This window comes from Marinobacter sp. LQ44, from assembly GCF_001447155.2.
Classification (GTDB): domain Bacteria; phylum Pseudomonadota; class Gammaproteobacteria; order Pseudomonadales; family Oleiphilaceae; genus Marinobacter.
Window position 1 is genome coordinate 1,028,943 of the sequence record NZ_CP014754.1, and the last position, 23,943, is coordinate 1,052,885.

26 protein-coding genes are annotated in these 23,943 nt (G+C 57.8%); 13 read left to right on the plus strand and 13 right to left on the minus strand.

Features of this window, described 5'->3' with window-relative positions:
* Positions 1–215 precede the first annotated feature (215 nt).
* On the plus strand, positions 216–653 hold the full coding sequence (locus tag ASQ50_RS04785) for a YhcB family protein (RefSeq protein WP_058092005.1): 438 nt from the start codon (positions 216–218) through the stop codon (positions 651–653).
* A gap of 278 nt (positions 654–931) precedes the next feature.
* Here the strand turns inward: ASQ50_RS04785 and ASQ50_RS04790 are convergent, their stop codons facing one another.
* The 11 genes from ASQ50_RS04790 to ASQ50_RS04840 form a co-directional block, all read right to left on the minus strand.
* A complete protein-coding gene (locus ASQ50_RS04790; protein ID WP_058092006.1) occupies positions 932–1,675 on the minus strand; it encodes a Nif3-like dinuclear metal center hexameric protein in 744 nt (247 codons plus the stop codon).
* Positions 1,676–1,899: 224 nt separating this feature from the next.
* Positions 1,900–2,961 (minus strand): histidinol-phosphate transaminase, encoded by a 1,062-nt coding sequence (hisC, locus tag ASQ50_RS04795; RefSeq protein ID WP_058092007.1) that lies wholly within the window; start codon positions 2,959–2,961, stop codon positions 1,900–1,902.
* The gene (gene hisD, locus ASQ50_RS04800; RefSeq protein ID WP_058092008.1) at positions 2,954–4,258 is read right to left on the minus strand and encodes a histidinol dehydrogenase; all 1,305 of its coding nucleotides are present in this window, start codon (positions 4,256–4,258) and stop codon (positions 2,954–2,956) included. Before hisD ends, hisC begins: the two co-directional genes overlap by 8 nt.
* Before the next feature lie 242 nt (positions 4,259–4,500).
* Positions 4,501–5,151, minus strand: a complete 651-nt coding sequence (hisG, locus tag ASQ50_RS04805; protein ID WP_058092009.1) for an ATP phosphoribosyltransferase — start codon at positions 5,149–5,151, stop codon at positions 4,501–4,503.
* Positions 5,152–5,177: 26 nt separating this feature from the next.
* Complete coding sequence (gene murA / locus ASQ50_RS04810; RefSeq protein ID WP_058092010.1) at positions 5,178–6,440, minus strand: UDP-N-acetylglucosamine 1-carboxyvinyltransferase; 1,263 nt, start codon at positions 6,438–6,440, stop codon at positions 5,178–5,180.
* 19 nt (positions 6,441–6,459) lie between these two features.
* Entirely contained in the window at positions 6,460–6,708 is a 249-nt protein-coding gene (locus ASQ50_RS04815; RefSeq protein WP_058092011.1) for a BolA family protein, read from the minus strand.
* A gap of 60 nt (positions 6,709–6,768) precedes the next feature.
* Entirely contained in the window at positions 6,769–7,086 is a 318-nt protein-coding gene (locus ASQ50_RS04820) for a lipid asymmetry maintenance protein MlaB (protein ID WP_058092012.1), read from the minus strand.
* The gene (locus ASQ50_RS04825; protein WP_058092013.1) at positions 7,083–7,736 is read right to left on the minus strand and encodes a phospholipid-binding protein MlaC; all 654 of its coding nucleotides are present in this window, start codon (positions 7,734–7,736) and stop codon (positions 7,083–7,085) included. Before ASQ50_RS04825 ends, ASQ50_RS04820 begins: the two co-directional genes overlap by 4 nt.
* 31 nt (positions 7,737–7,767) lie before the next feature.
* Positions 7,768–8,217 (minus strand): outer membrane lipid asymmetry maintenance protein MlaD, encoded by a 450-nt coding sequence (gene mlaD / locus ASQ50_RS04830; protein WP_058092014.1) that lies wholly within the window; start codon positions 8,215–8,217, stop codon positions 7,768–7,770.
* Positions 8,218–8,238: 21 nt separating this feature from the next.
* Positions 8,239–9,021 (minus strand): lipid asymmetry maintenance ABC transporter permease subunit MlaE, encoded by a 783-nt coding sequence (gene mlaE / locus ASQ50_RS04835; RefSeq protein WP_058092015.1) that lies wholly within the window; start codon positions 9,019–9,021, stop codon positions 8,239–8,241.
* Positions 9,018–9,830 carry an ABC transporter ATP-binding protein gene (locus ASQ50_RS04840; protein WP_058092016.1) on the minus strand — a complete coding sequence of 271 codons (813 nt, stop codon included), beginning with the start codon at positions 9,828–9,830 and terminating at the stop codon, positions 9,018–9,020. Before ASQ50_RS04840 ends, mlaE begins: the two co-directional genes overlap by 4 nt.
* A gap of 217 nt (positions 9,831–10,047) precedes the next feature.
* On the opposite strand from ASQ50_RS04840, the gene ASQ50_RS04845 reads away from it, so the two are divergent.
* The 12 genes from ASQ50_RS04845 to yjgA all read left to right on the plus strand — a co-directional run bounded on the left by ASQ50_RS04845 (position 10,048) and on the right by yjgA (position 19,322).
* Entirely contained in the window at positions 10,048–11,037 is a 990-nt protein-coding gene (locus ASQ50_RS04845) for a KpsF/GutQ family sugar-phosphate isomerase (protein ID WP_058092017.1), read from the plus strand.
* Positions 11,037–11,606: a 3-deoxy-manno-octulosonate-8-phosphatase KdsC gene (gene kdsC / locus ASQ50_RS04850; protein ID WP_058092018.1), complete on the plus strand. Its 570-nt coding sequence runs from the start codon at positions 11,037–11,039 to the stop codon at positions 11,604–11,606. Before ASQ50_RS04845 ends, kdsC begins: the two co-directional genes overlap by 1 nt.
* On the plus strand, positions 11,603–12,202 hold the full coding sequence (gene lptC, locus ASQ50_RS04855) for an LPS export ABC transporter periplasmic protein LptC (protein WP_082888436.1): 600 nt from the start codon (positions 11,603–11,605) through the stop codon (positions 12,200–12,202). The genes kdsC and lptC overlap by 4 nt, the downstream gene beginning before the upstream one ends.
* Complete coding sequence (gene lptA / locus ASQ50_RS04860; protein WP_058092019.1) at positions 12,186–12,722, plus strand: lipopolysaccharide transport periplasmic protein LptA; 537 nt, start codon at positions 12,186–12,188, stop codon at positions 12,720–12,722. Before lptC ends, lptA begins: the two co-directional genes overlap by 17 nt.
* Positions 12,723–12,729: 7 nt before the next feature.
* Positions 12,730–13,455, plus strand: a complete 726-nt coding sequence (lptB, locus tag ASQ50_RS04865; RefSeq protein WP_058092020.1) for an LPS export ABC transporter ATP-binding protein — start codon at positions 12,730–12,732, stop codon at positions 13,453–13,455.
* A 189-nt stretch (positions 13,456–13,644) separates the two neighbouring features.
* Positions 13,645–15,174: an RNA polymerase factor sigma-54 gene (locus tag ASQ50_RS04870; protein ID WP_058092223.1), complete on the plus strand. Its 1,530-nt coding sequence runs from the start codon at positions 13,645–13,647 to the stop codon at positions 15,172–15,174.
* Between the two features lie 75 nt (positions 15,175–15,249).
* The gene (gene hpf / locus ASQ50_RS04875) at positions 15,250–15,552 is read left to right on the plus strand and encodes a ribosome hibernation promoting factor (RefSeq protein WP_058092021.1); all 303 of its coding nucleotides are present in this window, start codon (positions 15,250–15,252) and stop codon (positions 15,550–15,552) included.
* A 98-nt stretch (positions 15,553–15,650) separates the two neighbouring features.
* Positions 15,651–16,118, plus strand: a complete 468-nt coding sequence (gene ptsN, locus ASQ50_RS04880; RefSeq protein ID WP_058092022.1) for a PTS IIA-like nitrogen regulatory protein PtsN — start codon at positions 15,651–15,653, stop codon at positions 16,116–16,118.
* A gap of 40 nt (positions 16,119–16,158) precedes the next feature.
* Positions 16,159–17,043 (plus strand): RNase adapter RapZ, encoded by an 885-nt coding sequence (gene rapZ / locus ASQ50_RS04885; RefSeq protein WP_058092023.1) that lies wholly within the window; start codon positions 16,159–16,161, stop codon positions 17,041–17,043.
* A 6-nt stretch (positions 17,044–17,049) separates the two neighbouring features.
* Positions 17,050–17,319, plus strand: a complete 270-nt coding sequence (locus tag ASQ50_RS04890) for an HPr family phosphocarrier protein (RefSeq protein WP_058092024.1) — start codon at positions 17,050–17,052, stop codon at positions 17,317–17,319.
* 94 nt (positions 17,320–17,413) lie between these two features.
* On the plus strand, positions 17,414–18,775 hold the full coding sequence (gene mgtE, locus ASQ50_RS04895) for a magnesium transporter (protein WP_058092025.1): 1,362 nt from the start codon (positions 17,414–17,416) through the stop codon (positions 18,773–18,775).
* A 10-nt stretch (positions 18,776–18,785) separates the two neighbouring features.
* On the plus strand, positions 18,786–19,322 hold the full coding sequence (gene yjgA / locus ASQ50_RS04900) for a ribosome biogenesis factor YjgA (RefSeq protein WP_058092026.1): 537 nt from the start codon (positions 18,786–18,788) through the stop codon (positions 19,320–19,322).
* A 26-nt stretch (positions 19,323–19,348) separates the two neighbouring features.
* On the opposite strand, the gene ASQ50_RS04905 is transcribed toward yjgA, so the two are convergent.
* Complete coding sequence (locus tag ASQ50_RS04905; protein ID WP_058092027.1) at positions 19,349–20,173, minus strand: carbon-nitrogen hydrolase family protein; 825 nt, start codon at positions 20,171–20,173, stop codon at positions 19,349–19,351.
* 12 nt (positions 20,174–20,185) lie between these two features.
* A complete protein-coding gene (locus ASQ50_RS04910; protein ID WP_058092028.1) occupies positions 20,186–23,917 on the minus strand; it encodes a YhdP family protein in 3,732 nt (1,243 codons plus the stop codon).
* Positions 23,918–23,943 lie beyond the last annotated feature (26 nt).

Here is a 23,943-nt window from a genome sequence, read left to right on the forward strand (position 1 = left end):
GTTGGATTTTCGGCGCGGTATTGTCGCTTATTTCGCACTTTTTCGCCACGCCGGGCGGGTGCTAGTATCCCGCCCGGCTCATTCCTTAGCCAGACGGGACACCAGGGCAATACGACGATTCGCTCAGTGCCTGGCCATGGGCTCAATCAGTCAGGGGAGTTATACTCTTTGAATGAGGATTAGCTCACTCGCATGCAACGAAAGGACGTTTTTATATGACAAACCTGATTCTGGCGGCCGTAGCCGCGTTGGTGGTTGGCATTGTCATCGGGATTCTGGTGGGCCGCTCGGGCCAGGGAGCAACACTTCGGCAGCGCCGGGCAGAGCAGCAGATTGAAGAATTGCGCAGTGAGTTTACTCGCTATCAGGCACAGGTGAATGAGCATTTCATGGAGTCTGCGCATTTGCTGCGCCGGTTTAATGATGCCTATCGCGATGTGAATCAGCATATGGCCCGTGGCGCGAACCGGCTTTGCAATGATGAGGACTGGCTGGAAGAGCTTGGACAGGACGGCTCTGGCCGGTTGGAGCACGGCAGTGATGAAAACTCAGAGCCACCACGGGATTATGCGCCGAAGGCTGATCCTGAGGACAAAGGCACGTTGGCCGAAGATTATGGCCTGAATGCGGATGGTACCAAGCGGTCTGCTTGAGCTCCTAGTTCCAGCGCCAGACGGGAGTTTTGGCTTGGAGCCTTACCTTAAATAGCCTTCTGGCTCTGTGCATGGTCAGTCAGGGGGTAGGGCTTCCAAAAACCGCTCCTTCGGCACATCCATGTGGCGCTTCTGCTCCGCCATCCATGGCTCCGCACATTTTTGGAAGCCCTACCCCCTGACTGACCAACCTGACTCCACCGAGACCTCCCACGACCCACGAAATCAGATAGCCTCGGAACATTTGTGAGGGTTTCCGACGAGAACCAACCAATACTCTATACCGGGTTATCACAATCGACGAACTGGTGCCTCACACCAAATTCTCTGGCCAACGCCTCTCCCAACGCCTGGACGCCATAGCGTTCAGTTGCATGGTGACCAGCCGCGTAGTAGTGGATTCCGCATTCCCTGGCTGTATGCGTCGTGGGCTCGGAAATTTCACCGCTGATATAAGCATCAACACCCGCATTCAAGGCTATGTTGATGAACCCCTGGGCAGCACCAGTGCACCAGGCTACGGTTTCGATTTTTTCGGGGCCATTACCAACATGAAGTGGCTGCCGGTGAAGGGCTCTGGCGATGTGGAGACCAAACGTTTCCGGAGTCATTGGCTCGGAAAGCTCACCCTGCCAAACCAGTCCGCCGATCGGCGCGGGGTTCTGGATATTCAGGACATTGGCGAGTTGGCGGTTATTGCCGTATTCAGGGTGGTCATCGAGCGGCAGGTGGTATGCCACCAGATTGATCTCGTTATCCAGCAACTGTTTGATGCGGTTCTTTTTCATGCCGCGGATGGTCTGGTCCTCGCCTTTCCAGAAGTAGCCGTGGTGGGCCAGAATCATATCGGCGTTATGTTTCACCGCTTCGTCGATCAACGCCTGCGATGCGGTTACCCCGGACACGACAACGCGTACGTTCTCGCTACCCTCTACTTGCAGACCGTTCGGGGCGTAGTCCTGAAAACCTTCCGGCTGAAGCCATTCGTTGATTTTGGCGAGGATCTCGTTTCGGTTTGCCATGTTTGTGCTTGCCTCCCCATCGTGCGGTGCTTCTGAGGTCGGATCGGCGCACTCAGTTCATGGGGAAGCAATGTGCAGGATGGCCTTTCCAAAAACCGCTACGAGCACATCCATGTGCGCTTCTCTCAGGCCATCCTTGGCCTTCGAAATTTTTGGAAAGGCCATCCTGCACCTTGCAGCCGAACTTTATGCGCGCCGATTCCTCGTTCGAGTGTTGCGCCAGCTTAAAGAAAAGCCAGGCCTTTGATCAAAGAACTGTTTTGGTCTCTGGTGCCAATGGTAATTCGCAGGAAGTCGCTAATCCGCGGCTTATTGAAGTGACGAACGATAATGCCCTGCTCTCTCAGCTTGGCGGCAATATCGGCACCTTCGTGGCTCGGGTGCCGGGCAAAGACAAAGTTTGCTTTTGAGGGCAGAACTTCAAAGCCAAGGCGCTCCAGTTCAGAGGTTACGCGTTCACGCTCGTCAATCACACCACCACAACATTTCTCAAACCACTCTAGGTCCTCAAATGCGGCGATCGCGCCAACCAGAGCAAGGCGATCGAGCGGATATGAGTTGAAGCTGTCTTTTACCCGATTCAACGCTTCGATCAATTCCTCATTACCCACGGCAAAGCCTACCCGAAGACCAGCAAGAGACCGGGCCTTGGACAGAGTCTGGCTGACTAACAGGTTCGGATAGCGGTTGACCAGTGAAATAGCCGTTTCACCACCGAAGTCTACATAGGCTTCATCCACCACCACTACGCTATCCGGGTTGGCTTGCAGGATGTCTTCCACATGCTCCAGCCCCAAATAACGGCCAGTCGGAGCATTTGGGTTCGGGAAGATGATGCCGCCGTTGGGGCGTTTGTAATCGTCCGGGTTGATTTCGAAGCTTTCCGTCAACGGGATGACGTCGCTTTCGATCTGATACAGACCGCAGTACACCGGGTAGAAGCTGTAGGTGATATCCGGAAACAGGATGGGCTTATCGTGTTTAAGCAGGCCCTGAAAGATGTGCGCCAGAACCTCATCGGAACCGTTACCCACGAACACCTGCTTGGCGGAAATACCGTGATCCGCGTGATAGGCAGCAATCGCTTCTTTCAACGCCTGCCCTTCCGGGTCCGGGTACAAGCGAAGGTCGTCATTCAGCTCAGACTGAATGGCTGCAATCACCTTCGGGGATGGACCGAAGGGATTTTCGTTGGTGTTCAGCTTTACCAGGTTGGCCATTTTCGGCTGTTCACCCGGCACATACGGCTGCAATTCGCTGACCAGCGCGCTCCAGAACTTACTCATTGATACGGTACTCCGCTGAACGGGCGTGAGCCGTCAGTCCTTCACCGCGCGCCAGCACAGAGGCTACGCGACCCATCCGGTCGGCACCCTCGGGGCTGAAGCCGATCAGGGAGGAGCGTTTCTGGAAATCGTAAACGCCTAGCGGCGAGCTGAACCTTGCCGTACCGCTGGTAGGCAGTACGTGGTTCGGGCCGGCGCAGTAGTCACCGAGAGCTTCGGCGGTGTAACGGCCCATAAAAATAGCACCGGCGTGGCGAATGTCGTCCAACATCGCCTGTGGGTCTTCCACCGACAGCTCCAGGTGCTCAGGAGCAATCCGGTTGGAAACTTCCGCCGCTTCTTTCAAATCGGCCACGTGAATCAGCGCACCACGGCCGATCATGGACGTGCGGATAATCTCCTCCCGTTCCATGGTCGGCAGCAGCTTGTTAATGCTGGCTTCCACCGCATCCAGAAAAGCCGCATCCGGACTGATCAGAATACTCTGGGCCTGCTCGTCGTGCTCAGCCTGGGAAAACAGATCCATGGCAATCCAGTCCGGATCGGTCTTGCCATCGCAGATCACCAGGATCTCCGACGGGCCGGCAATCATATCGATACCCACAACCCCGAACACTTCCCGCTTGGCCGTGGCCACAAAAATATTCCCCGGGCCCACAATCTTGTCCACTGCCGGCACAGTCTCGGTACCGTAGGCCAGCGCCGCCACAGCTTGCGCACCGCCAAGCGTGAACACCCGATCAACCCCGGCAATCGCGGCAGCCGCAAGCACCATGTCGTTCACCACACCATCCGGCGTCGGCACCACCATGATCAACTCACCGACACCCGCCACCTTCGCGGGAATGGCATTCATCAGAACCGAAGACGGATACGCCGCCTTACCACCGGGCACGTACAAACCCGCCCGATCCAGCGGCGTCACCTTCTGCCCAAGAAGCGTTCCGTCGTCGTCTTCGTACTGCCACGACTGCTGATTCTGCCGCTCATGATAATCCCGAACCCGCTCAGCCGCTTTCTCCAAAGCCACCCGCTGATCCTGAGGAATCCGCTCCAATGCTTCCTGAAGCCGGCTCTTGTCCATCTCCAGCTCCGCCATGGAGCCGACCTTCAACCGGTCAAACTGCTCGGTAAACTCCAGAACCGCCGCATCGCCACGGGTTTTCACCTCACGCAGAATATGCCGAACCGACTCATTCACCTGATGGTCAACACTGTCATCCCACGCCAACAGTTTGGCCAGCGCACCGTCAAAGTCGCTCTGGGTTGTCGTCAGTCTGGTGATTCTGTCGTTCATCTCGTTAATCCTGCGTTGGATTGAAAACTTACAACCGCTGGATTACCCGCCAGCGAATCGGGGAATGTTCAACAAAGCTCAGGGGCTTCCAAATTCAAAAGTACACGAAAGCCATCGGGTAGGCCTTTCCAAAAATTTCGAAGGCCAAGGATGGCCTGAGAGAAGCGCACATGGATGTGCTCGTAGCGGTTTTTGGAAAGGCCTACCCGAGGGCTGACATGCACCCAACAAAAAAGGAAGCCTTACTCCAAAGAACCACGGCGGCGATCCACAGCAACCGCCATCTTCTCGATGATGGGGTTAATCTGCCCATGCTTCATCTTCATAGAAGCCCGATTAACCACCAACCGCGAACTGATATGATCAATCAGCTCCCGAGGCTCCAACCCATTGGCCTTCAGCGTATTGCCCGTATCCACAATATCGACAATCTCATCCGCCAGATCCAGAATCGGCGCCAACTCCATCGCCCCGTAGAGCTTGATGATATCCGCCTGCCGCCCCTGTGCCGCATAATAGCGCCGCGCAAGGTTTACGAACTTGGTGGCCACCCGGATTCGCCCAGCCGGCGGCTGCTCACCCTTCTTGCCCGCCGTCATCAGCTTGCAGCGGGAAATGTTCAGATCCAGCGGCTCATACAGCCCTTCCCCGCCGTGCTCCATCAGCACATCCTTGCCCGTTACGCCAAGGTCGGCCCCGCCATACTGCACGTACGTGGGCACATCGGTGGCACGGATAATCAGAATCCGCACGTTCGGATCCGTGGTCGGGAACACCAGCTTGCGGGACTTCTTCACGTCATCGACCAGCTCAATACCGGCCTCCGCCAGCAGCGGCAAGGTCTCTTCGAGAATTCGTCCCTTTGACAAGGCGATGGTGATGGAATCTGTCATGGGTCTTTCCGGGTCCCGTTGGTTCATTATGCCGGCAAACGGCGAATACTTGCGCCCAGCAGCTGCAGTTTTTCCTCAATACATTCATAGCCGCGGTCTATGTGGTAAATGCGGTCAACAATGGTGTCGCCATCTGCCACCAGGCCGGCAATAACCAGACTGGCCGAAGCTCGCAGATCCGTGGCCATAACCGGCGCGCCTGTCAGATGCTCCACACCTTTAATGATGGCGGCATTACCTTCCAGAGTGATATCCGCGCCCATGCGAATCAGCTCCTGCAGGTGCATAAAGCGGTTTTCAAAGACCGTCTCTACAATAGTCCCCGTGCCCTCGGCAACGGCGTTCATCGCCGCAAACTGGGCTTGCATATCCGTCGGAAAGGCGGGGTATGGCGCCGTGCGCAGGTTAACCGCCTTCGGGCGCTTACCCTTCATATCCAGCTCAATCCAGTCCGGCCCGGTGGTGATATGGGCGCCAGCTTCTTCCAGCTTCAGTAATACCGCCTCAAGCAGGTCTTCGCGAGTATCTTTAACCTTCACCCGGCCGCCTGTGGCGGCCGCCGCCACCAGATAGGTTCCGGTTTCAATGCGATCCGGCAGCACGTTGTAGTGGCAACCGTGCAGTCGCTCTACGCCATTGATCTCGATCGTGGCGGTGCCGTGGCCCTTGATGTCAGCGCCCATGGCAATCAGGCACTCGGCCAGGTCAACCACTTCCGGTTCCCGGGCGGCGTTTTCGAGGATGGTTTTCCCCTCAGCCAGGGTTGCAGCCATCAACAGGTTTTCGGTGCCAGTAACCGTCACCGTATCCATAAAGATATGGGCACCTTTCAGGCGGCCATTGGTTTTTGCCTTGATGTAACCGTTCTCAACCTTGATATCTGCACCCATCAGCTCCAGGCCATGGATGTGCAGGTTGACCGGGCGGGTACCTATGGCACAACCGCCAGGCAGGGACACTTCTGCCTCACCAAAATGCGCCACCAGCGGACCAAGCACCAGAATGGAGGCACGCATGGTTTTCACCAGCTCATAGGGCGCGTGAAAATGTTTGATGGTGTTGGCGTGCACCTCAACGCTCATCTTCTCGTCAATCAGCAGCTCGACGCCCATCCGGCCAAGCAGCTCGATCATCGTTGTGATGTCGTTAAGGTGCGGCAGGTTGCCAACAGTCACTGGCTCATCCGCCAGCAAGGTGGCCGCCAGAATTGGCAGCGCTGCGTTTTTGGCACCGGAGATGCGAATCTCGCCATCCAGGGGCTTACGCCCCCTGATCAGAAGTTTATCCACAATATCTGTCCTGTTCGGTTCAGGCCTTGGCCTGCCGCTCGGCCCACTCGCTCGGGGTGTAGGCCTTCGGGTGAAGGGCGTGAATGGTGCCGTCCATAATATGCTGGAACAGTACCTTGTTAATCATCTGCTGCCGTTTGATGGTTGGCAGGCCTTCGAACACCTCACCCACCGCGACGACGAGGTAATGGTTGCCATCAACCTGCACCTGCACCTCGCAATCGGGCAGTGCTTGTTTTACTAGATCGGTAACCTGGGCGGCGTCCATAGGGATTCCTCGGCTGTATTGAAATCAGGGGCGGAATTGTAACCAATTCCCGGGCGCCGGTCAGCTGTGTGAGGCAAATCCGGGAATCTGATCTTTAAGATTGCTGAGTGCAGCCAGCGACAGCAGGCGGTCGCTGGCGCCTTCGAAGGTGAGAGACGTTTGCTGACTGAGCGCCAGTCGATGCCAGCATAGAAGCATCGAGAGCACCGCGCTGTGGGCGGTGGCCAGCCCCGCAAGGTCAACGGTAAGCGGACCCCGGGCGCCGTTAATTAACCGTTCACCCTGTTTACGCAACGGGATCACCGAATCGGCATCAACCGACCCGGTAACCCGCACAGTGTCACCATCCAGAATCGCCGCAGGCGCATCACTGGTCATGACCGGTCTATTTCCTCGTCCAGATTGAGCGACTCCACCGCATCGCTCCAACCATCGATGACCAGTTGAATCTGACCCCGATTAGCCTCCATCTCCTGGGCAAAGCGGTCTCTGAAAGCCAGGCCGATATTGATACCCTCAACGATGACGTTTTCCATCATCCAGCGGCCTTCGGCAGTGCGATACATGGAATAAGTGACCGGATAGCGATTACCTGAGGAAGTGATGACCTCCATCTGCACAGTCGCGCGATCATTGTTTTGGGCCATGATAGACGCCTCTTTCACCTGGATGGTGAAATCATCGGCCGACACCAGCGCCTGGGCATAACTGTCAAACAGGCTACGCTTGAATTTCTCGACGAAGTCGTCGCGCTGCTCTGGCGTCGACTGCCGGGCGTAGCGGCCCATGACCCGGGCCGCGATGCGACGGAAATCCACGAACTGGTCAAGGGTTTCATCCATGCTCGCGTAAAAAGCTTCCGGGTCGGATGCGTAGAGGCCCTTCTCCGCCTGAAGCTTTTTTACCAGCTTCTGGGTATTGTCATCCACATATTGCCGAAGCTCTTCTTCCGGCCCCGCCCAGACCTGGCCAAGCCCTACTGCAAACAGGGCAAATATCAGTATAAGGCGTTGTTTCAAAACAAGCATTGCAATCTCCTGTGCGTTTATTCCTATCGCCTCAACGGCCCGAGGCGAAATTGCTGATCATCCGTTCCAGATTCATGGCAGATTGGGTGGAATAGAAGGTATCGCCTTCTTTCAAGGACTCAAGATCCCCACCGACAGATATATCAATGTACTGCTCCCCCAGAATTCCGGATGTACGTATTACTGCTGCACTGTCCGCCGGGATATTGTCCACATCTTTGTGAATGGACATGGTCACCCTGGCCTGAAAAGTTTCCCGATCCAGAGTGATCGACTCAATGGTGCCTACCGTCACGCCCGCCATGGAAATCCGGCCTCGGGCCGCAAGCCCACCGATATCGTTAAAGTTTGCATGCAGCCTGTAAGTAGCGCCAGCGGCCTTGGGGGACAGGCCACTGACCTGCAAGGCCAGGAACAGCAAGGCAGCCAGCCCGGCAATAATAAACAGACCGACGATGATTTCTGTTGTTCGTTGTGCCATGAGAGGCTCCTGGAATACCTGTTAGAAATTTCCAAACATGACAGCGGTCAGCACGAAATCCAGACCCAATACCGCCAAAGATGAATACACCACGGTCTTGGTGGTGGCGGAACTGATACCCGCTGAGGTCGGTACACAATCATAGCCCTGGTACACCGCAATCCAGGCACAGACAAAACCGAACACCACACTCTTGATCAGCCCGTTGAGAACGTCATCCACAAAGTCCACTGAGGCCTGCATATTGCCCCAATAGGAACCTTCGTAGACGCCCAGCCACTCAACGCCCACCAACATACCGCCCCAAACGCCAACCACCGCGAATATCATGGCCAGAATGGGTAGTGAAATAAAACCTGCCCACAACCTTGGGGCGATCACCCGGCGCAACGGGTCGACCCCCATCATTTCCATACTGGAGAGCTGCTCGGTCGCTTTCATCAAACCGATCTCTGCGGTTAACGCAGAGCCAGCGCGGCCAGCAAACAACAGTGCCGCCACCACCGGCGCCAGCTCACGCACCAGGGTCAATGCAATCATCTGGCCGATGGCCGCCTCGGAACCAAAATCGCTGAGGATAGTGTACCCCTGAAGACCAAGCACCATGCCGATAAACAACCCCGACACCACTACAATGGCCAGCGACAGCACACCGACTGCGTATAACTGTTTTACCAGCAGCGGAAAACCGACGGAGGGCTTCGGCACGCCTCCGACAACGCCCGCCAGAAACTGGCAGGCCCGCCCCAGCGAGGCAATAACGTCAAGCCCTGTTCGACCCAGGGCTGCTATGCGATCCATCATGCACCACCCCCGCGAATACCGAAGTCAGATGCCGCATCGCTGTTCGGATAATGAAACGGCACCGGCCCGTCCGGCTCGCCTTTCAGAAACTGCTGAACCCGCTCCGAGGGGTGCGCCCTGAGTTCATCCGGGGTTCCCTCGCCAATCACCTTGCCATCCGCAATGATGCACGCGTAGTGGCAGATGCTCAGGGATTCCGGCACGTCATGGGAAACGAGCACGCTGGTCAGGCCCATGGAACTGTTGAGATCACGGATTAATTTGACCAGAACCCCCATGGCAATAGGGTCCTGCCCGGCGAAAGGCTCGTCGTACATGATCAGTTCCGGATCCAGTGCGATACTGCGGGCCAGCGCCACCCGCCGAGTCATTCCGCCAGACAGCTCCGAAGGCATCAATTCGCGTGCACCACGAAGGCCCACCGCTTCGAGCTTCATCAGCACAATGTCCCGTATCATGTCTTCCGGCAGGCGGGTATGAACCCGTAAAGGAAAGGCCACGTTCTCGTACACACTGAGGTCGGTGAACAGGGCACCGCTCTGAAACAACATGCCCATCTTTTCCCGCAGCGCATACAATTCCTTGCGCTTGAGCTTCGGCACCTCCCGACCTGCCACCAATACCTGGCCGGAGTCGGGACGCAACTGGCCGCCAATCAGTCGCAGCAGCGTGGTCTTGCCGGTGCCGCTGGGGCCCATGATCGCGGTAATCCTGCCCTTCGGAATATCCAGCGAGACACCATCAAATATGCGCCGGCCGGAGCGGGAAAACACCACGTCGTTAAGGCTTATGTATGCAGATGACGCCATAATCCATCCTGATCAAAGAGCGCCTACATTATGACAAGCGCCGCCTCAGCTCAATGAAAAGCCGGTTAAAGCTAGGTAAAATGTCTTGATGGCAATGATCAGTTTCCCTGAACGTTGGCTGCCATGCCTCTCAACAATGATATACTCACGGCTCAGTCGCCCGATGACCAGAGTTTGGCCGGGCAAACCAGACCGACCGAGCAGACTATCCGCCGAGATGACAGATTCACACGCTCCAGACACCCCCGACTACCGCTCCTCTGCAGTGCGAGCGATCCGCATAGAGCGGGAAGCTATCGAAGCCCTGGAAGGCCGTATCAACGGCGACTTCACCAGAGCCTGCGACGTTATCATGGCCTGCAAAGGCCGGGTAGTGGTAACCGGCATGGGTAAATCCGGCCATATCGGCAACAAGATTGCAGCCACATTAGCCAGTACCGGCACGCCCTCATTTTTTGTTCACCCGGGTGAAGCCAGCCACGGCGACATGGGCATGATCACTCCGCAAGATGTGGTGATTGCCATATCCAACAGTGGCAGCACCAGCGAAGTGGTGACCATTCTGCCCCTGATCAAACGTATGGGGGCACCGCTGATCAGCATGACCGGCAACTCGAACTCTGTTCTGGCTCAGGAGGCGGTCGCCAACCTGGACGTCAGCGTTGCCTTAGAGGCCTGCCCGCTCGGCCTGGCCCCGACGTCAAGCACCACCGCCACCCTGGTCATGGGCGATGCGTTGGCCGTGGCCCTGCTGGAGGCCCGCGGCTTCAGCGCCGAAGACTTTGCCTTCTCTCACCCGGGCGGCAGCCTGGGACGGCGCTTGCTGCTGCGGGTTTCCGATATCATGCATACCGGCGACCAGATTCCCAAAGTTCTTGAGGACACCACCCTTAGCGGCGCGCTTCTCGAAATCAGCCGCAAAGGGCTGGGCATGACCACCATCGTCAACGCCCAGGGTCACCTGACCGGCGTATTTACCGATGGCGACCTGCGCCGGACTCTGGACAAATCCGTCGACGTTCACACCACTCCGATCCGGGACGTCATGACCCGCCACGGCAAAACCATTCAGGCTGACCACCTGGCGGCCGAGGCGCTGAATATCATGGAAGAGATGAAAATCAATGCCCTGCCCGTCACCGACGACGATGGCAATCTGGTCGGCGCCATCAACATGCACGACCTGCTGCGTTCGGGGGTGATTTAATGAGTGACCTGGCTCCGCCCATGCACACCGTCTGGGACGACACGCTTAAGGCAAAAGCCGCCAGGATTCGTCTGATCGCCCTGGATGTGGACGGCATCATGAGCGATGGCCGGCTGTATTTCAGCGCGGCCGGCGACGAACTCAAAGCGTTCAACATACTGGATGGCCTGGGCCTGAAACAGTTGATGAAGGCCGGCATTACCGTGGCAGTCATAACCGGGCGCCGGTCACCACTGACAGAGAAACGGATGACCGACCTCGGCATCCCGCACCTGATGCAGGGCCGGGAAGACAAGAAGGTTGCTTTACAGGAACTGGTTGCAGGCATGGATATCGCTCCCGAGCAAATTGCCTACATGGGAGATGACTTGCCAGACCTGCCCGCCCTGAAATTCGCCGGCCTGGGCATCAGCGTGCCCAACGGCTACTGGCTGGTGCGCCAGCATGCCGACTATTGCACCCAGGCCCTGGGCGGTCACGGCGCCGTGCGTGAAACCTGTGACCTGATACTCTGGGCGCAGAACCGGCTGGAAACAACTTTGGCCCCCTATCTGGGCGAGCCGTCATGATTCCGGAGGTGCTGTCAAACATCGCCCGCAAACCCTTGGCGAGAACCCTGGCACTGGCGGTCACGGCTCTCGCCACTGTCTTCCTGATGTGGCAGGACGAGGAAGGTGAGAATGTGCGGGGCGATGCAGCGGAACTCAGGGGCCCGTCGGAACCCGACAGTTTTATTATCGAGGGCCGCTACACAACCTGGGACGAACAAGGCAACCTGAAGATGTCGATATCCAGCCCCCGAATCGAACAGTTTGACGACACCAACTACGCCACCATGAACGCCCCAAGGGCCAGGATTTTCAGTGAACAGGCTACCCCACCATGGATAATCGAAGCGGATGAAGGTAGCCTCCGGCAAGACGATGATCAGGTGATTCTGACAGGCAACGTTGTCGTGCTCCGGCAAACCGACGACTCGGAAGCCACCCTGAAGACCGAATCGCTGACCCTGGATAACCGACAAGGCACAGTACACACCGATCAACCGGTCACCATTACCGAACCGTTTGGCGTGACCCAGGCCAATGGCATGAAAGCCTGGGTAAACGAACGCATACTGGAACTCAATTCCCGGGTGGAAGGGCAATATGAAACCGTCAGGTAACCTCACACACCGATTGTTGTCGATAATGGCGGCACTGCTACTGGCCGGCCCGGCATCTGCGTTTGATCTGGACTCCGACACCCCCATCAAGGTTAGCGCCGATTCGGCCCGCCTCGACGATACCGAGGGGACCGCCATCTACACCGGCGACGTTGAACTGGTCCAGGGAGCCACCCAGCTGAACGCAGAACGGGTGGTGCTGTATCGAAGTCCCGAGGGCCTCAACCGGATTGAGGCGAGCGGCGAACCTGCCCGATATCGCCAGCCGGCACGGGAAGGCGAGGCCATGACAGACGCCCGGGCGAGAACCATCACCTGGTCGGCGGCGGAAAACCGGCTCACCTTCGAACGCCAGGCGGTGATTGAACAAGGCAACAATGTGTTCCGAGGTGACATCATTCAATACGACACCGTGCGCCGGGTGGTCACGGCAGAAGGCGGCACGCCTTCGGAAGAAAGCTCTGGCCGGGTGGAAATGGTGATTCAGCCTCGCAGCTCCAGCAACCCCATAAACGAATAGGTTACTGATGGCAGTTCTCAGGGCCAGCAACCTGGCAAAAAGCTACAAACAGAAAAAAGTGGTTCTGGATGTATCTCTGGAAATCCGGTCTGGAGAAATCGTTGGCCTGCTCGGCCCTAACGGCGCCGGCAAAACCACCTGTTTTTACATGATTGTCGGGCTTGTGCCCTCCGACCGCGGCCGAATCACCATTGACAGCCAGGACATCACCCCGCTGCCCATGCATGGCCGGGCGCGCAAAGGCATTGGCTACCTGCCCCAGGAAGCCTCGGTTTTCCGAAAACTGACCGTGCGCGACAACATCATGGCCATTCTGGAGACGCGAAAGGGCATGAAACGGCCGGAGCGGGAAGCCAAGCTCGAGGAACTTCTCGAGGAATTTCACATCACCCATATCCGGGACAGCCTGGGTATGGCTCTGTCCGGTGGCGAGCGACGGCGAGTTGAAATCGCCCGGGCGCTGGCCATGGAACCGGCGTTTATTCTGCTGGATGAACCCTTCGCCGGGGTAGATCCGATTTCAGTCAGTGACATCAAACACATCATTCGGCATTTGCGGGACAAGGGCATTGGAGTGCTGATCACCGATCACAACGTGCGGGAAACCCTAGATATCTGCGAGAACGCTTACATCGTCTCCGGCGGCCATATCATCGCCTCCGGCAACGCAGAAGCCATCCTGGCCAATCAGCAGGTCAAGGAAGTCTATCTGGGCGATGAGTTCCACCTGTGAGCGCAAGAAAAACCCTCGGCGACCGAGGTCTGATTGTTTTGATGATCTGTAGCAAGTAAACTCGGCAAAGAACTTGCTTATACTGACACCAGTGAGCGGCAAGTAACCAGCGTACAACAATTTTTTTGCCTGACAGCAGGCAAGGTCACTACCGGGACACCCTTGATTTATGGATCTTGAGCCATGGTTATGAAAGCCTCATTACAGCTTAAGATGGGCCAGAGTCTGACCATGACGCCCCAGCTGCAACAGGCCATTCGCCTGCTTCAGCTTTCCACCCTCGACCTCCAGCAGGAAATCCAGCAGGCACTGGAGTCAAACCCGATGCTGGAAACCTCCGAGGATGACGAGCAGTCTGACACCCCTGATACGGACTCCGATACCCGGGACGAGCACAAAGACCGGGATTCCGACCACGATGAACCGGCCACCGAGACCGCCTCTGACTGGGATGAAAATGAAAACGGCCCTGACTGGTCTTCAGAAACCGACATACCGGATAACATCCCCGACGACCTGCCCGTAGACACCGCCTGGGACGATATCTACCAGTCTGCACCGGCGCCAGCCAGCAAAGGCGAAGACGAGAACGAATCGGATTTCGAAACCCGCAATTCGCCGGCAGAAACCCTCCAGGACCACCTGGAATGGCAACTCAACCTGACCCCCATGAGCGAACGTGACCAGGCCATCGCCCACGCCCTGATGGACGCAGTGGACGAACGCGGTTACCTGACCTCACCGATTGAGGAAATCCATTCCGGCCTGCAGGATGAAACCGAAGAAGACCCCCTGGAACTGGACGAAGTGGAAGCGGTTCTGCACCGGCTACAACATTTCGACCCGCCGGGTGTGTTTGCCCGCGACCTGCAGGAATGCCTGCTGATTCAGCTCAACCAGTTGCCACCAGATACTCCCTGGCTTCGACAGGCCCGCTTGGTGGTTACCCAGTTCCTGCATCTGCTGGGCAACCGGGATTACGCGCAACTGCTGCGCCGCAGCAGACTCAAGGAAGATCAGCTGCGCGAGGTTCTGGCCCTGATTACCAGCCTCAACCCCCGCCCGGGCGACGTGGTGGACCGGGCAGAGCCGGATTACGTGATACCGGACGTCATCGTACGAAAACACGAAGGCCGGTGGCGAGTTGAGCTCAACCCGGAGATCGCCCCGAGGATTCGGGTCAATGCCAGCTACGCATCGCTGATCCGCCGCGCGGATAGCAGTGCTGATAACACCTACCTGCGGGATCAACTGCAGGAGGCCAAGTGGTTCATTAAAAGCCTGCAAAGCCGCAACGAAACCCTGCTGAAAGTCGCCACCCGGATTGTTGAGCACCAACAGGGTTTCCTGGACCAGGGGGAGGAAGCAATGAAACCGCTGATCCTCTCCGACATTGCGCAGGCCGTGGAAATGCACGAATCCACCATTTCACGGGTCACCACACAAAAGTATATGCACACACCCCGCGGTATCTTCGAGCTGAAGTACTTTTTCTCCAGCCACGTCAGTACCGCTGAGGGTGGAGAATGTTCCTCCACCGCAATACGTGCGATGATCAAGAAACTGATTTCAGAAGAAACTCCAAAAAAGCCGTTGAGCGACAGCAAGATTGCAGCCATGCTTGGAGATCAGGGCATCAATGTGGCCCGGCGCACCGTTGCCAAATACCGGGAGGCCATGCACATTCCTCCTTCAAACGAGCGCAAACGACTGGTTTAATGTTTTTGCCGGTGCACGAAGCACCGGACACGCAGCCCGGTGGCAACACCGGCATGATGACAACAGGAGACGCCTATGCAACTCAACATTTCAGGCCATCACGTAGAACTGACCCCTGCACTGAAGGATTACGTCAACACCAAGTTCGAGAAGCTGGAGCGTCACTTTGACCACATCAGCAACTGTCAGGTGACGCTGGAAGTTGAGAAGGTACGTCAGATGGCCGAAGCCACCCTGCATGTCATCGGTGGCGAGATCCACGCAAAGGCAGAAAGCGAGGACATGTACGCCGCGATTGATTCGCTGGTGGACAAACTGGATCGCCAGATCCTCAAGCACAAAGAAAAGAATGTAGACCGGATGCACGGCAACGGCTGAGCGCGCCCTTCGCGCCGCCTTACCGGGTGTTTCAATGATACGAGCTGCGGCGGGGAATACCGGCCGCAGCCTTTTTTTTACGGAATCACAGTCGATCCATGAGCGATACATCCCTGACCATCGACAACATTCTGGCTCCCGAACTGACGCTGTGCCGAGTGCCAGCCTCCAGTAAGAAGCGGGTACTGGAAACCATCGCAGAGCATATTCATCATCAGGATGAAATCCTCAGCGACACCGAGATCTTCAACAATCTGGTTTCTCGCGAGCGGCTTGGCAGCACCGGTATCGGCCAGGGTATCGCTATACCCCACTGCCGCCTGGAAGGGCTGGACCGTGTGATCGGGGTGCTGATGACGCTGGAAGAAAGCATCGACTTCGATGCCATCGACAATCAGCCGGTCGATCTGGTGTTTGCCTTGATCGTGCCCAAAGAAGCCACCAGTGAACATCTGGAGCTGCTTAGCCAGCTGGCCGAGAAATTCAACGACAACGGCTTCTGTGAACAGCTTCGCCAGTGTCAGGATTCAGCGTCCCTGTACCAGCGTATGACAGCGGCATCCTGACAAGCAGTAGCACCAACTTAAGCAGGCAGGAGCGTCCATCATGAAACTGATCATCGTCAGTGGCCGATCGGGGTCCGGTAAGAGTACCGCGTTGCACGTACTCGAAGATCTGGGCTTCTATTGCATAGACAACCTTCCCATCGGACTGCTGTTCCCGCTAACCCGGGAGGCGGCGCAGCAGGAAGCGCCTGGGCGACTCCGGAAAATGGCCGTCAGCATCGATGCCCGCAACCTGTCTGCCGAACTGGCCAATTTCGAACAGATCTATCGCCAGCTGCGCGATGCCGGAGTCGTTGTCGAGATCATATTTCTGGATGCCGATGAACAGTCCCTGCTGCAACGATTCCACGCCACACGCCGAAAGCACCCCCTGAGTGATGACAAAACCTCTCTTCGGGAGGCCATCGCCAACGAAAAGGCTCTTCTGGAACCCCTGTCAAAACTGGCAGACCTGTACATCAACACCACCGGCATGTCGATGTATGAACTTCGTGACATGGTCAAACAGCGGGTGGTGGGAAGAAAGGACCAGGAGCTTGCACTGCTGTTCCAGTCATTTGGTTTCAAGCATGGCGTACCGGTTGATTCCGATTACGTTTTCGATGTGCGCTGCCTGCCGAACCCATACTGGGACACCAGCCTGCGCAAATACGTCGGTACCGATCAACCCGTTATCGAGTTTCTCGAGCGGGAACCTCTCACCGGGCAAATGGTGGACGACCTGATCCGCTTCCTGGATACCTGGCTACCTTCGTTCGCCGACAGCAACCGAAGCTACATGACCATTTCCATCGGCTGCACCGGTGGCCAGCATCGTTCCGTCTATGTTTGTGAGCAACTGGGCCAGCATTTCCGTACCCGATACAGCAACGTGCAGGTTCGCCATACCGAGCTGCCCCACCTTCAAGCCCGCGGGGAGATCTGATCCGCCATGATCTGCCGCCCCGTCACCATCATCAATAAACTGGGTTTGCATGCCCGCGCCACCGCTAAGCTGGTGGCCACCGCCTCCGGCTTTGACAGCCAGGTGCGGATACGCGGCAAGGGCCGGGACGTGGATGCCAAGAATATCATGCAGGTGATGATGCTGGCCGCCAGCCAGGGCACCGACATTGAGCTGGTCGCTGATGGCCCCGATGAGCAGGAAGCCATCGATGCGCTCATCGAACTGATTGATGATTATTTCGGCGAAGGGGGTTGAACCAAGCCGGGTTCGTTATTCACCTACAATCCTTTCTCACCTGAAGCCGCTAACTCCGCTATAATGCGACAGTTTTCTGATTGCAGGTGGTTTCATGACCGATATTCTGGAAAAAAGTCAGGCCCGCCAGCGCCTTCGCTCCCTCAGTGAGGCCCTGGACAGTGGCGCGCTCAAACAGGTTGCCCGCATCCTTAACGGCGGCCTGAGCCCCAGCGATATCGCACACCTGCTGGAATCCTCCCCGCCCCGCCAACGCGCCCTGCTGTGGAACCTGGTCGATAAGCAACTGGAAGGGGAAGTCCTCCAGTATCTCGGTGACGACATCCGGGCCTACTTCCTGAGCCAGCTGAATGCCCAGGAGCTGGCCGATATCATTGAGGATTTTGAGTCCGACGACCTGGCCGACCTGCTCCAGCAGCTGCCAGACACGGTGATCCAGGAAGTCCTGGACACCATGGACGAGCAAGACCGGCAGCGGGTAGAGGAAGTGCTCGCTTACCCCGAGGACACTGCCGGCGGCCTGATGAATACGGACACCATCACGGTGCGCCCGGATATCAGTATTGACGTGGTACTGCGGTACCTGCGCCGCCACCGTAACCTGCCCCCCATGACGGACAGCCTGATTGTGGTCAGCCGGCGAGACGAGTTCATTGGCATGCTGCCCATCACCCGTATGCTGGTGTCCAACCCCGCGTCCACAGTTCGTGAGGTGATGGACACCGATATCGAGCCGATTCCGGTCACACTCTCAGACACGAAAGTTGCCACGCTGTTCGAGCGCTACGATCTGATTTCGGCCCCCGTCGTGGGGGATGACAACAAACTGCTGGGCCGTATCACCATCGATGACGTGGTCGACGTTATCCGGGAAGACGCTGATCATTCGCTGATGAGTATGGCCGGTCTTGACGAGGACGAAGATACCTTCGCCCCCGTCATGAAAACCACTCGCCGGCGGGCAGTCTGGCTCGGCATCAACCTGATTACCGCGTTCACTGCCTCAGCGGTTATCGGCCTGTTCGAAGAGACGATCGCCAAGGTTGTGGCGCTGGCGGTGTTAATGCCCATTGTCGCCAGCATGGGCGGGATTGCAGGCAGCCAGACCCTGACACTGGTAATTCGTGGTATGGCGGTGGGTCAGATCAGCGGAGCCAATGTTGGCTGGCTATTGAACCGCGAATTCCTCTCCGGCGTTCTCAATGGGCTGCTTTGGGCGGTGGTTGTGGCGGCCGCCGCCGTGCTGTGGTTCCAGGACTGGCTGATTGGCGCGATTATAGCCGCTGCCCTGATTATCAATCTTGTAGCCGCGGCACTGGTCGGCACGGTCTTGCCCCTGTTCCTGAAGTCCAGGAACATAGACCCCGCCCTCGCGGGAAGCGTCATCTTAACAACCGTGACCGACGTTGTCGGTTTCATGGCCTTCCTGGGGCTGGCCACGATCTTCTATGCGTAAGGAATCTACCATGAGCCAACCTGATATTAACCCGCACCACGAGGAGCTCGAGGAGGATTTCGGCCCGAGCAAATCCCAGATCAAGCGGGAAATGCATGCGCTCCAGGACCTGGGTAAACAGATGCTGGATCTTAATGACGAGCAATTGGCATCCCTTGACATCAGCGACAGTCTGAAAGCAGCGATCGTCGAATCAAGACGCATTAATCAGCGCGAAGCCCGCCGGCGACACCTGCAATACATTGGCAAGATCATCCGGCAGGAGGATGACCCGGAGGCACTGGCTCGGGCCATTGGGGCCTTCCATGCGGGCAGCGACGAACATACCCGCCGGCACCACTTGGCCGAGCGCTGGCGCGACCGGATGATCTCCGAGGGTGACCGGGTGGTGGGTGAGTTTATTGACTACTGCCCGGCGGCTGACGTTCAGCACCTACGCAACCTGGTTCGTAACGCCCGCAAGGATGTGGAGAAACAGAAAAATACCGGTCAGGCCCGAAAACTGTTCCGGGCCCTCCGGGAATGGATTGACGACGCAGAGCAGTAAAGCAACCCGCTGAGCGGAGTTCTAAGTTAAAGACGGCGGTGCTCCCAGACCGGCATTCTGGCCCGAACCTGGTTCAGTTTTTCCATATCCAGGTCTGCCACAACCAGGCCTGGGCCCTCATCCAGTTCCGTCACCACCCTGCCCCAGGGGTCACAGATCAAACTGTGGCCATAAGTCTTGCGTCGCTCACTGTTTTGCCCCCCCTGGCCGGGGGCAACCACCCAAACCTGGTTCTCGATGGCCCTGGCTTTAATCAGTGGGTGCCAATGGGCGTCTCCAGTTTGCCAGGTAAAGGCGCTGGGCAGGCACACCCACTCGGCACCCTGTTCCCGCAGCGCCCTGAACAGTTCAGGAAACCGCAAGTCGTAGCACACAGCCATCCCCAGCCGGCCGGCGGGAGTATCCACGGTAACCACCTGGTCACCTGGCTCGAAGGTATCCGACTCCCGGTATTGGCCATGGGAATCCTCTACCATGGCGTCAAACAGGTGAATTTTGTCGTAACGGGCAACTTCCTCGCCCTGATCGTTGTAGACAATGCAGCTTGCACGCACCCTGTCGGGAACATCAGAACCATCGGGTCGTGTTGCCAGTGGCATGGAACCACCTACAATCCATAGCCCCAACCTCTCGGCCTGTTCTGAAAGAAAGCGGCGGATCACCGATTCACCGCCACTTTCCTGCCGACCGCACTCGCGCATCTGAGCAGTGGCCAGAACCGCAAAATTCTCAGGTAATACTGCCACTTTCGCACCTTGGGCGGCAGCATCACGCAACAGGGCCTCAGCCTCGGCCAGGTTACCGGCCAGGTTGTGACTGCTCACCATCTGAATCGCTGCAACTTGGGTCATGCTCAGACTCCTCTACTCACCCGTATCGAAAACCCGGCGAAGATCCACTTTGGGCTCGCTCCAGCTACCGGTGACACTGTAGGTGGCGCTGGTCAGCTTGCTCAATGGGTCACCCAGAATTTTGTCCAGTACAAAGAGTGCGCCGCCAATGGGCGCACTTGCTCCCATCAGTATGGCAGCCAGAGGCAGGTTCTGGGTAACCGGAAGCACCAGCACCAACCGCATATCCAGGCTCTCATCGGCCATATTGGTTGACCCACTCATCTTGAAAGCCCCCGAAGGCCCCACCAGTTGCAGCTCTGGGTCCAGGGTAACCAGCCCGTTTACAATGACAGCCTTGCCTGAAATAGCATCAAACGCAATGCCGCGCTCATAAAGATCCGAGAAGTCCAGGCGCAGCCGGCGCCAGAGCGTGTCGGTGTTGAGCAGATTGAAGATTCGGAACAACTGGGCTGAGCCACTTTGCTCCATAATGACTCCGTCATCCAGGCGAACACTGACCTGGCCACTGAGCTGTTCCAAGGCAAACTCATCCGGACGGCCGGGCCAGTCCAGATCCAGGTCAACCTGAGTCTGCTCATTATTCATTGGAATTGGCGCACCGGTCAGTGCCTCAAGTTCCCGGAGGCGACCGCCTGAGAGCGTCCCGACAAATCGGCTGGTTTCGCGATCATCAACCACACTCCAACTCATCCTGCCAGTGAGCGCCAGTGTGTCCAGTTGCCCTTCAATTTCCTCGATGTTCAGGCGGAACGGCTGCGGCCGCATGGCGAACTGCCAGCGGCCGGCAGACTCATCGCCCAGCCTGAGGTCCGCGATGGTCACATCAATATCGGGCCAACTCCCCACGTCCAGAGCTCGGAATGCTTCCAGTTGCTCCTCCAGGGTCAATACCTGCCGGTCTCTCTGGTCTTCACCGACCGTATCTGAGCGCATCAGGCTGAGGCGTTGCAGATCCGCTTCAATCGTTCCCTGCGAGGGCACCATCACCCTACCCTGAACCCGATCAGATTCCGTGTTGAACACCCAGCGATCTCCCAGGTCCAGCGCATTGATCTGTATATTTCTGAGATTATGCCCCGCCAGGTTCAGCTCACTGAGCCCCAGGTCAAAACCTGACGATTTCCACAGCAGATCGAAGGCCAACCGATCCTGCCAGTCACCCGTCACACGAACACCTTCACTGTCCGTGGGGTCTATAAGCGCCTGCAACCGGGCCTGATCCGACTCCGTCTTGCCCAGAGGCTGCGGCCAGTCCAGTGCAAGGCCTTGAAGATCGGAAGTTACCGTTATCCGGGAGGCGCGCTCAGCCGCCGCGCTCAGCTGGGCCGAGTAATCCAGGCTACCAGACATCCCGAGTGCAGAGCCCTCCGGCAGCCCGAACTGATGCAAAAACGACGGCAAAGGAACCCGGCCGGTCTGGCGAATAGACGAGGCCGTGCCCTTGCCCGACGGGCCCTGCGCTGTTTGTTCGAACTCGACCGTCACCGGTTGCCCGAAGAACTCTGCCAGAAGTGGCTCACCGGAAAATCCCCGACGTGTATCGTAGCGGACCTCGCCCTCGATTCCTGTCCAGACCAGTCCTGCCGCCGGGTAAGAGACCGTGGCTCCTGACGTGGCCACCATGGCATTCACCGCCGTCTCCTCACCTTCTGCCAGCGGCAGGTCAATGTTCAGTGCCAACCGATAAAGCCCCTGAAAATCCAGCTCGTCGGCCGCCATTCCCGTCATATCCCCAAGCGGCGTCTCAGTCATCCAGAACGGCACGCTCTCACCTGGCACATCGGCTTGTGCATCAACCCTTACCCGAGTCGGCTCCTCTCCATCTCCCGGCACAACCCTTACGACACCTGAGCGCAGTTCCAGCCCGCCAGTCAGGCCCTGTTCCAGAGTAACCAGAGTGTCTGCATTCTGAACCTCAACCCGGCCGCGGGCGCTCTGCACTTCCGGCCAACGCTCGTCGTAACGGACAACGCCATTGTCGAACTCGTACCACATGGATGAGACAAACGATCCCCGGGGTGCCTCGGAATCGATACGGCCGTGACCGTAATACTCACCGGCGGTGATATCGGCTTCCATAATGGCGGTTGTTAACCACTGATAGAGCCCGGGGTTCACCACCTTGGCCGGGACAAAATCTGCGAGCATGGACGCATCACCGTTCTCAACGCCAACGCGCAAGCCCAGGTTGTCTTCGCCAAACCGATCCAGCCTTAAATCAAACGCACCGGTGAGTGTTGTACGGTCGGCGTAGGTAAATCGGAGATCGTCGGCAAACACACGGGTTATCGGGCCCGCCAGCTCCCAGGATACCGTGCCGGCCATCGAATCCAGTCTCCAGCCAGCACCATAGAGCTTTGGGAAGCCCAGGTAGGCGGGCCCGGTGGTATCCAGGGTTACGTGGCCGGAACGGGCGGTCATCAGGATATGGCCATCAAGCCCGCGGGCAGCCGGTGCCCCTTGCGCAGCCTCGACCGACACCTGCCGCAATCGCCCGGACAGCTGGAAGCCGGCCGGATCTTCCGGCAGCGTCAGGATCACGTCGTCAAGGTAGCCGGATGGCCGGTATTGCTCCAGCGCATGATTGGCCACGGCCGGAAGCAACGGAAGGTTCTGCACAAGCCGCCGGATCGGCGCCAGCGGCACGCCATCGGCAATCAGGATATTACCTCCGGAATCGGGCTCAAGGCGCAATCCAAAGGGTTGAACGTCATGGTCCAGCCACTGCCACTGTAGTTGCTGAAGCTGCAAGGGACCATCCCGGCGCCAGCCGAAACGCGCCTGGATATTCTCCAGCGGAGCCAACGACTCCATGTTGACCCCAAGCTGCAAATAGGGAGTTCGCACCATCCCCTGAACCTGCTCCAGCTCACCGCGTTCAAAGGTCAGCCAGGCGCGCCCGCCCAGGTCTGCCCCCTCTACACGAAGACCTCGCCAACTCAGGTCGTCTACAAGGCCATCAAACAGCCGACCGGAATCGACATCCAGGTACAGCTGGCCGGTAAACTCGCCCCGAAAAAAGTGCTGCCCCACAAGGGCAAAACTGGCGAGTTGGGTGGTGGTTCCCGGCTGCATGGCCCTGCCTGAGGCCTGAAACAAACCACGGCGGTAGACCAGGTCCAGCTGGGGAATATCGAAATGCCGGGTATTGCCTGAACCGTCGTCAATGCCAAGGCTGATCCGGGTCATGGTCAGCCGCGGATCGGATAGCCAACGCCCGGCCAGCCTGAGCCAGGTTTGCAGGTCCTGGCCACCGGGGCGGGTCAGGTCGGTCAGCTCATCCGGCGGCTCGAGCAGGTCCAGGCCGGACTGCCGGGCCAGGCTCAGGGTTAAGCCATCGGCCTCAAAGTCCTCGAACACCAAACGAAATCGCAGTACCGACGACAGAAAATCCAGACGCAGACGCAAGTACTCAAGCTCGGCAATGGCTTGGCCGGTTTCCGGGTGGTGAACGGTCAGATCAGTAGCGGTTACTGCCGGGTCTAGCCAGTGCCAGCGGGAGGAAAGACGACCAATCCGGACATCCAGCCCGGTGCGATCGGAGAGTTGCTCAGAAAGCTCGCCGGTGAAACGGTCGATATTACTGGTCAGCTGCCGCCCCAATCCAACGTACAGGGCAAACACCACCAGCACGGCGAAGATAAACCACCAGACTCCGTTTGCCAGGTGCTCAAGTAACTGCGCCAGCTTGCCGGCGCCCCGGCGTTGCTGCTGAGCTTGCTCCTGTTCACGGCCTTGCATCGTAATCGATACTCCTTCGACAGCCC

Coding starts and splice junctions, on each gene's coding strand:
- ASQ50_RS04785 (WP_058092005.1), top strand. CDS start 216: ATGACAAACCTGATTCTGGCGGCCGTAGCCGCGTTGGTGGTTGGCATT.
- ASQ50_RS04790 (WP_058092006.1), bottom strand. CDS start 1,675: ATGGCAAACCGAAACGAGATCCTCGCCAAAATCAACGAATGGCTTCAG.
- hisC (WP_058092007.1), bottom strand. CDS start 2,961: ATGAGTAAGTTCTGGAGCGCGCTGGTCAGCGAATTGCAGCCGTATGTG.
- hisD (WP_058092008.1), bottom strand. CDS start 4,258: ATGAACGACAGAATCACCAGACTGACGACAACCCAGAGCGACTTTGAC.
- hisG (WP_058092009.1), bottom strand. CDS start 5,151: ATGACAGATTCCATCACCATCGCCTTGTCAAAGGGACGAATTCTCGAA.
- ASQ50_RS04815 (WP_058092011.1), bottom strand. CDS start 6,708: ATGGACGCCGCCCAGGTTACCGATCTAGTAAAACAAGCACTGCCCGAT.
- ASQ50_RS04820 (WP_058092012.1), bottom strand. CDS start 7,086: ATGACCAGTGATGCGCCTGCGGCGATTCTGGATGGTGACACTGTGCGG.
- ASQ50_RS04825 (WP_058092013.1), bottom strand. CDS start 7,736: ATGCTTGTTTTGAAACAACGCCTTATACTGATATTTGCCCTGTTTGCA.
- mlaD (WP_058092014.1), bottom strand. CDS start 8,217: ATGGCACAACGAACAACAGAAATCATCGTCGGTCTGTTTATTATTGCC.
- mlaE (WP_058092015.1), bottom strand. CDS start 9,021: ATGATGGATCGCATAGCAGCCCTGGGTCGAACAGGGCTTGACGTTATT.
- ASQ50_RS04840 (WP_058092016.1), bottom strand. CDS start 9,830: ATGGCGTCATCTGCATACATAAGCCTTAACGACGTGGTGTTTTCCCGC.
- ASQ50_RS04845 (WP_058092017.1), top strand. CDS start 10,048: ATGACAGATTCACACGCTCCAGACACCCCCGACTACCGCTCCTCTGCA.
- kdsC (WP_058092018.1), top strand. CDS start 11,037: ATGAGTGACCTGGCTCCGCCCATGCACACCGTCTGGGACGACACGCTT.
- lptC (WP_082888436.1), top strand. CDS start 11,603: ATGATTCCGGAGGTGCTGTCAAACATCGCCCGCAAACCCTTGGCGAGA.
- lptA (WP_058092019.1), top strand. CDS start 12,186: ATGAAACCGTCAGGTAACCTCACACACCGATTGTTGTCGATAATGGCG.
- lptB (WP_058092020.1), top strand. CDS start 12,730: ATGGCAGTTCTCAGGGCCAGCAACCTGGCAAAAAGCTACAAACAGAAA.
- ASQ50_RS04870 (WP_058092223.1), top strand. CDS start 13,645: ATGAAAGCCTCATTACAGCTTAAGATGGGCCAGAGTCTGACCATGACG.
- hpf (WP_058092021.1), top strand. CDS start 15,250: ATGCAACTCAACATTTCAGGCCATCACGTAGAACTGACCCCTGCACTG.
- ptsN (WP_058092022.1), top strand. CDS start 15,651: ATGAGCGATACATCCCTGACCATCGACAACATTCTGGCTCCCGAACTG.
- rapZ (WP_058092023.1), top strand. CDS start 16,159: ATGAAACTGATCATCGTCAGTGGCCGATCGGGGTCCGGTAAGAGTACC.
- ASQ50_RS04890 (WP_058092024.1), top strand. CDS start 17,050: ATGATCTGCCGCCCCGTCACCATCATCAATAAACTGGGTTTGCATGCC.
- mgtE (WP_058092025.1), top strand. CDS start 17,414: ATGACCGATATTCTGGAAAAAAGTCAGGCCCGCCAGCGCCTTCGCTCC.
- yjgA (WP_058092026.1), top strand. CDS start 18,786: ATGAGCCAACCTGATATTAACCCGCACCACGAGGAGCTCGAGGAGGAT.
- ASQ50_RS04905 (WP_058092027.1), bottom strand. CDS start 20,173: ATGACCCAAGTTGCAGCGATTCAGATGGTGAGCAGTCACAACCTGGCC.
- ASQ50_RS04910 (WP_058092028.1), bottom strand. CDS start 23,917: ATGCAAGGCCGTGAACAGGAGCAAGCTCAGCAGCAACGCCGGGGCGCC.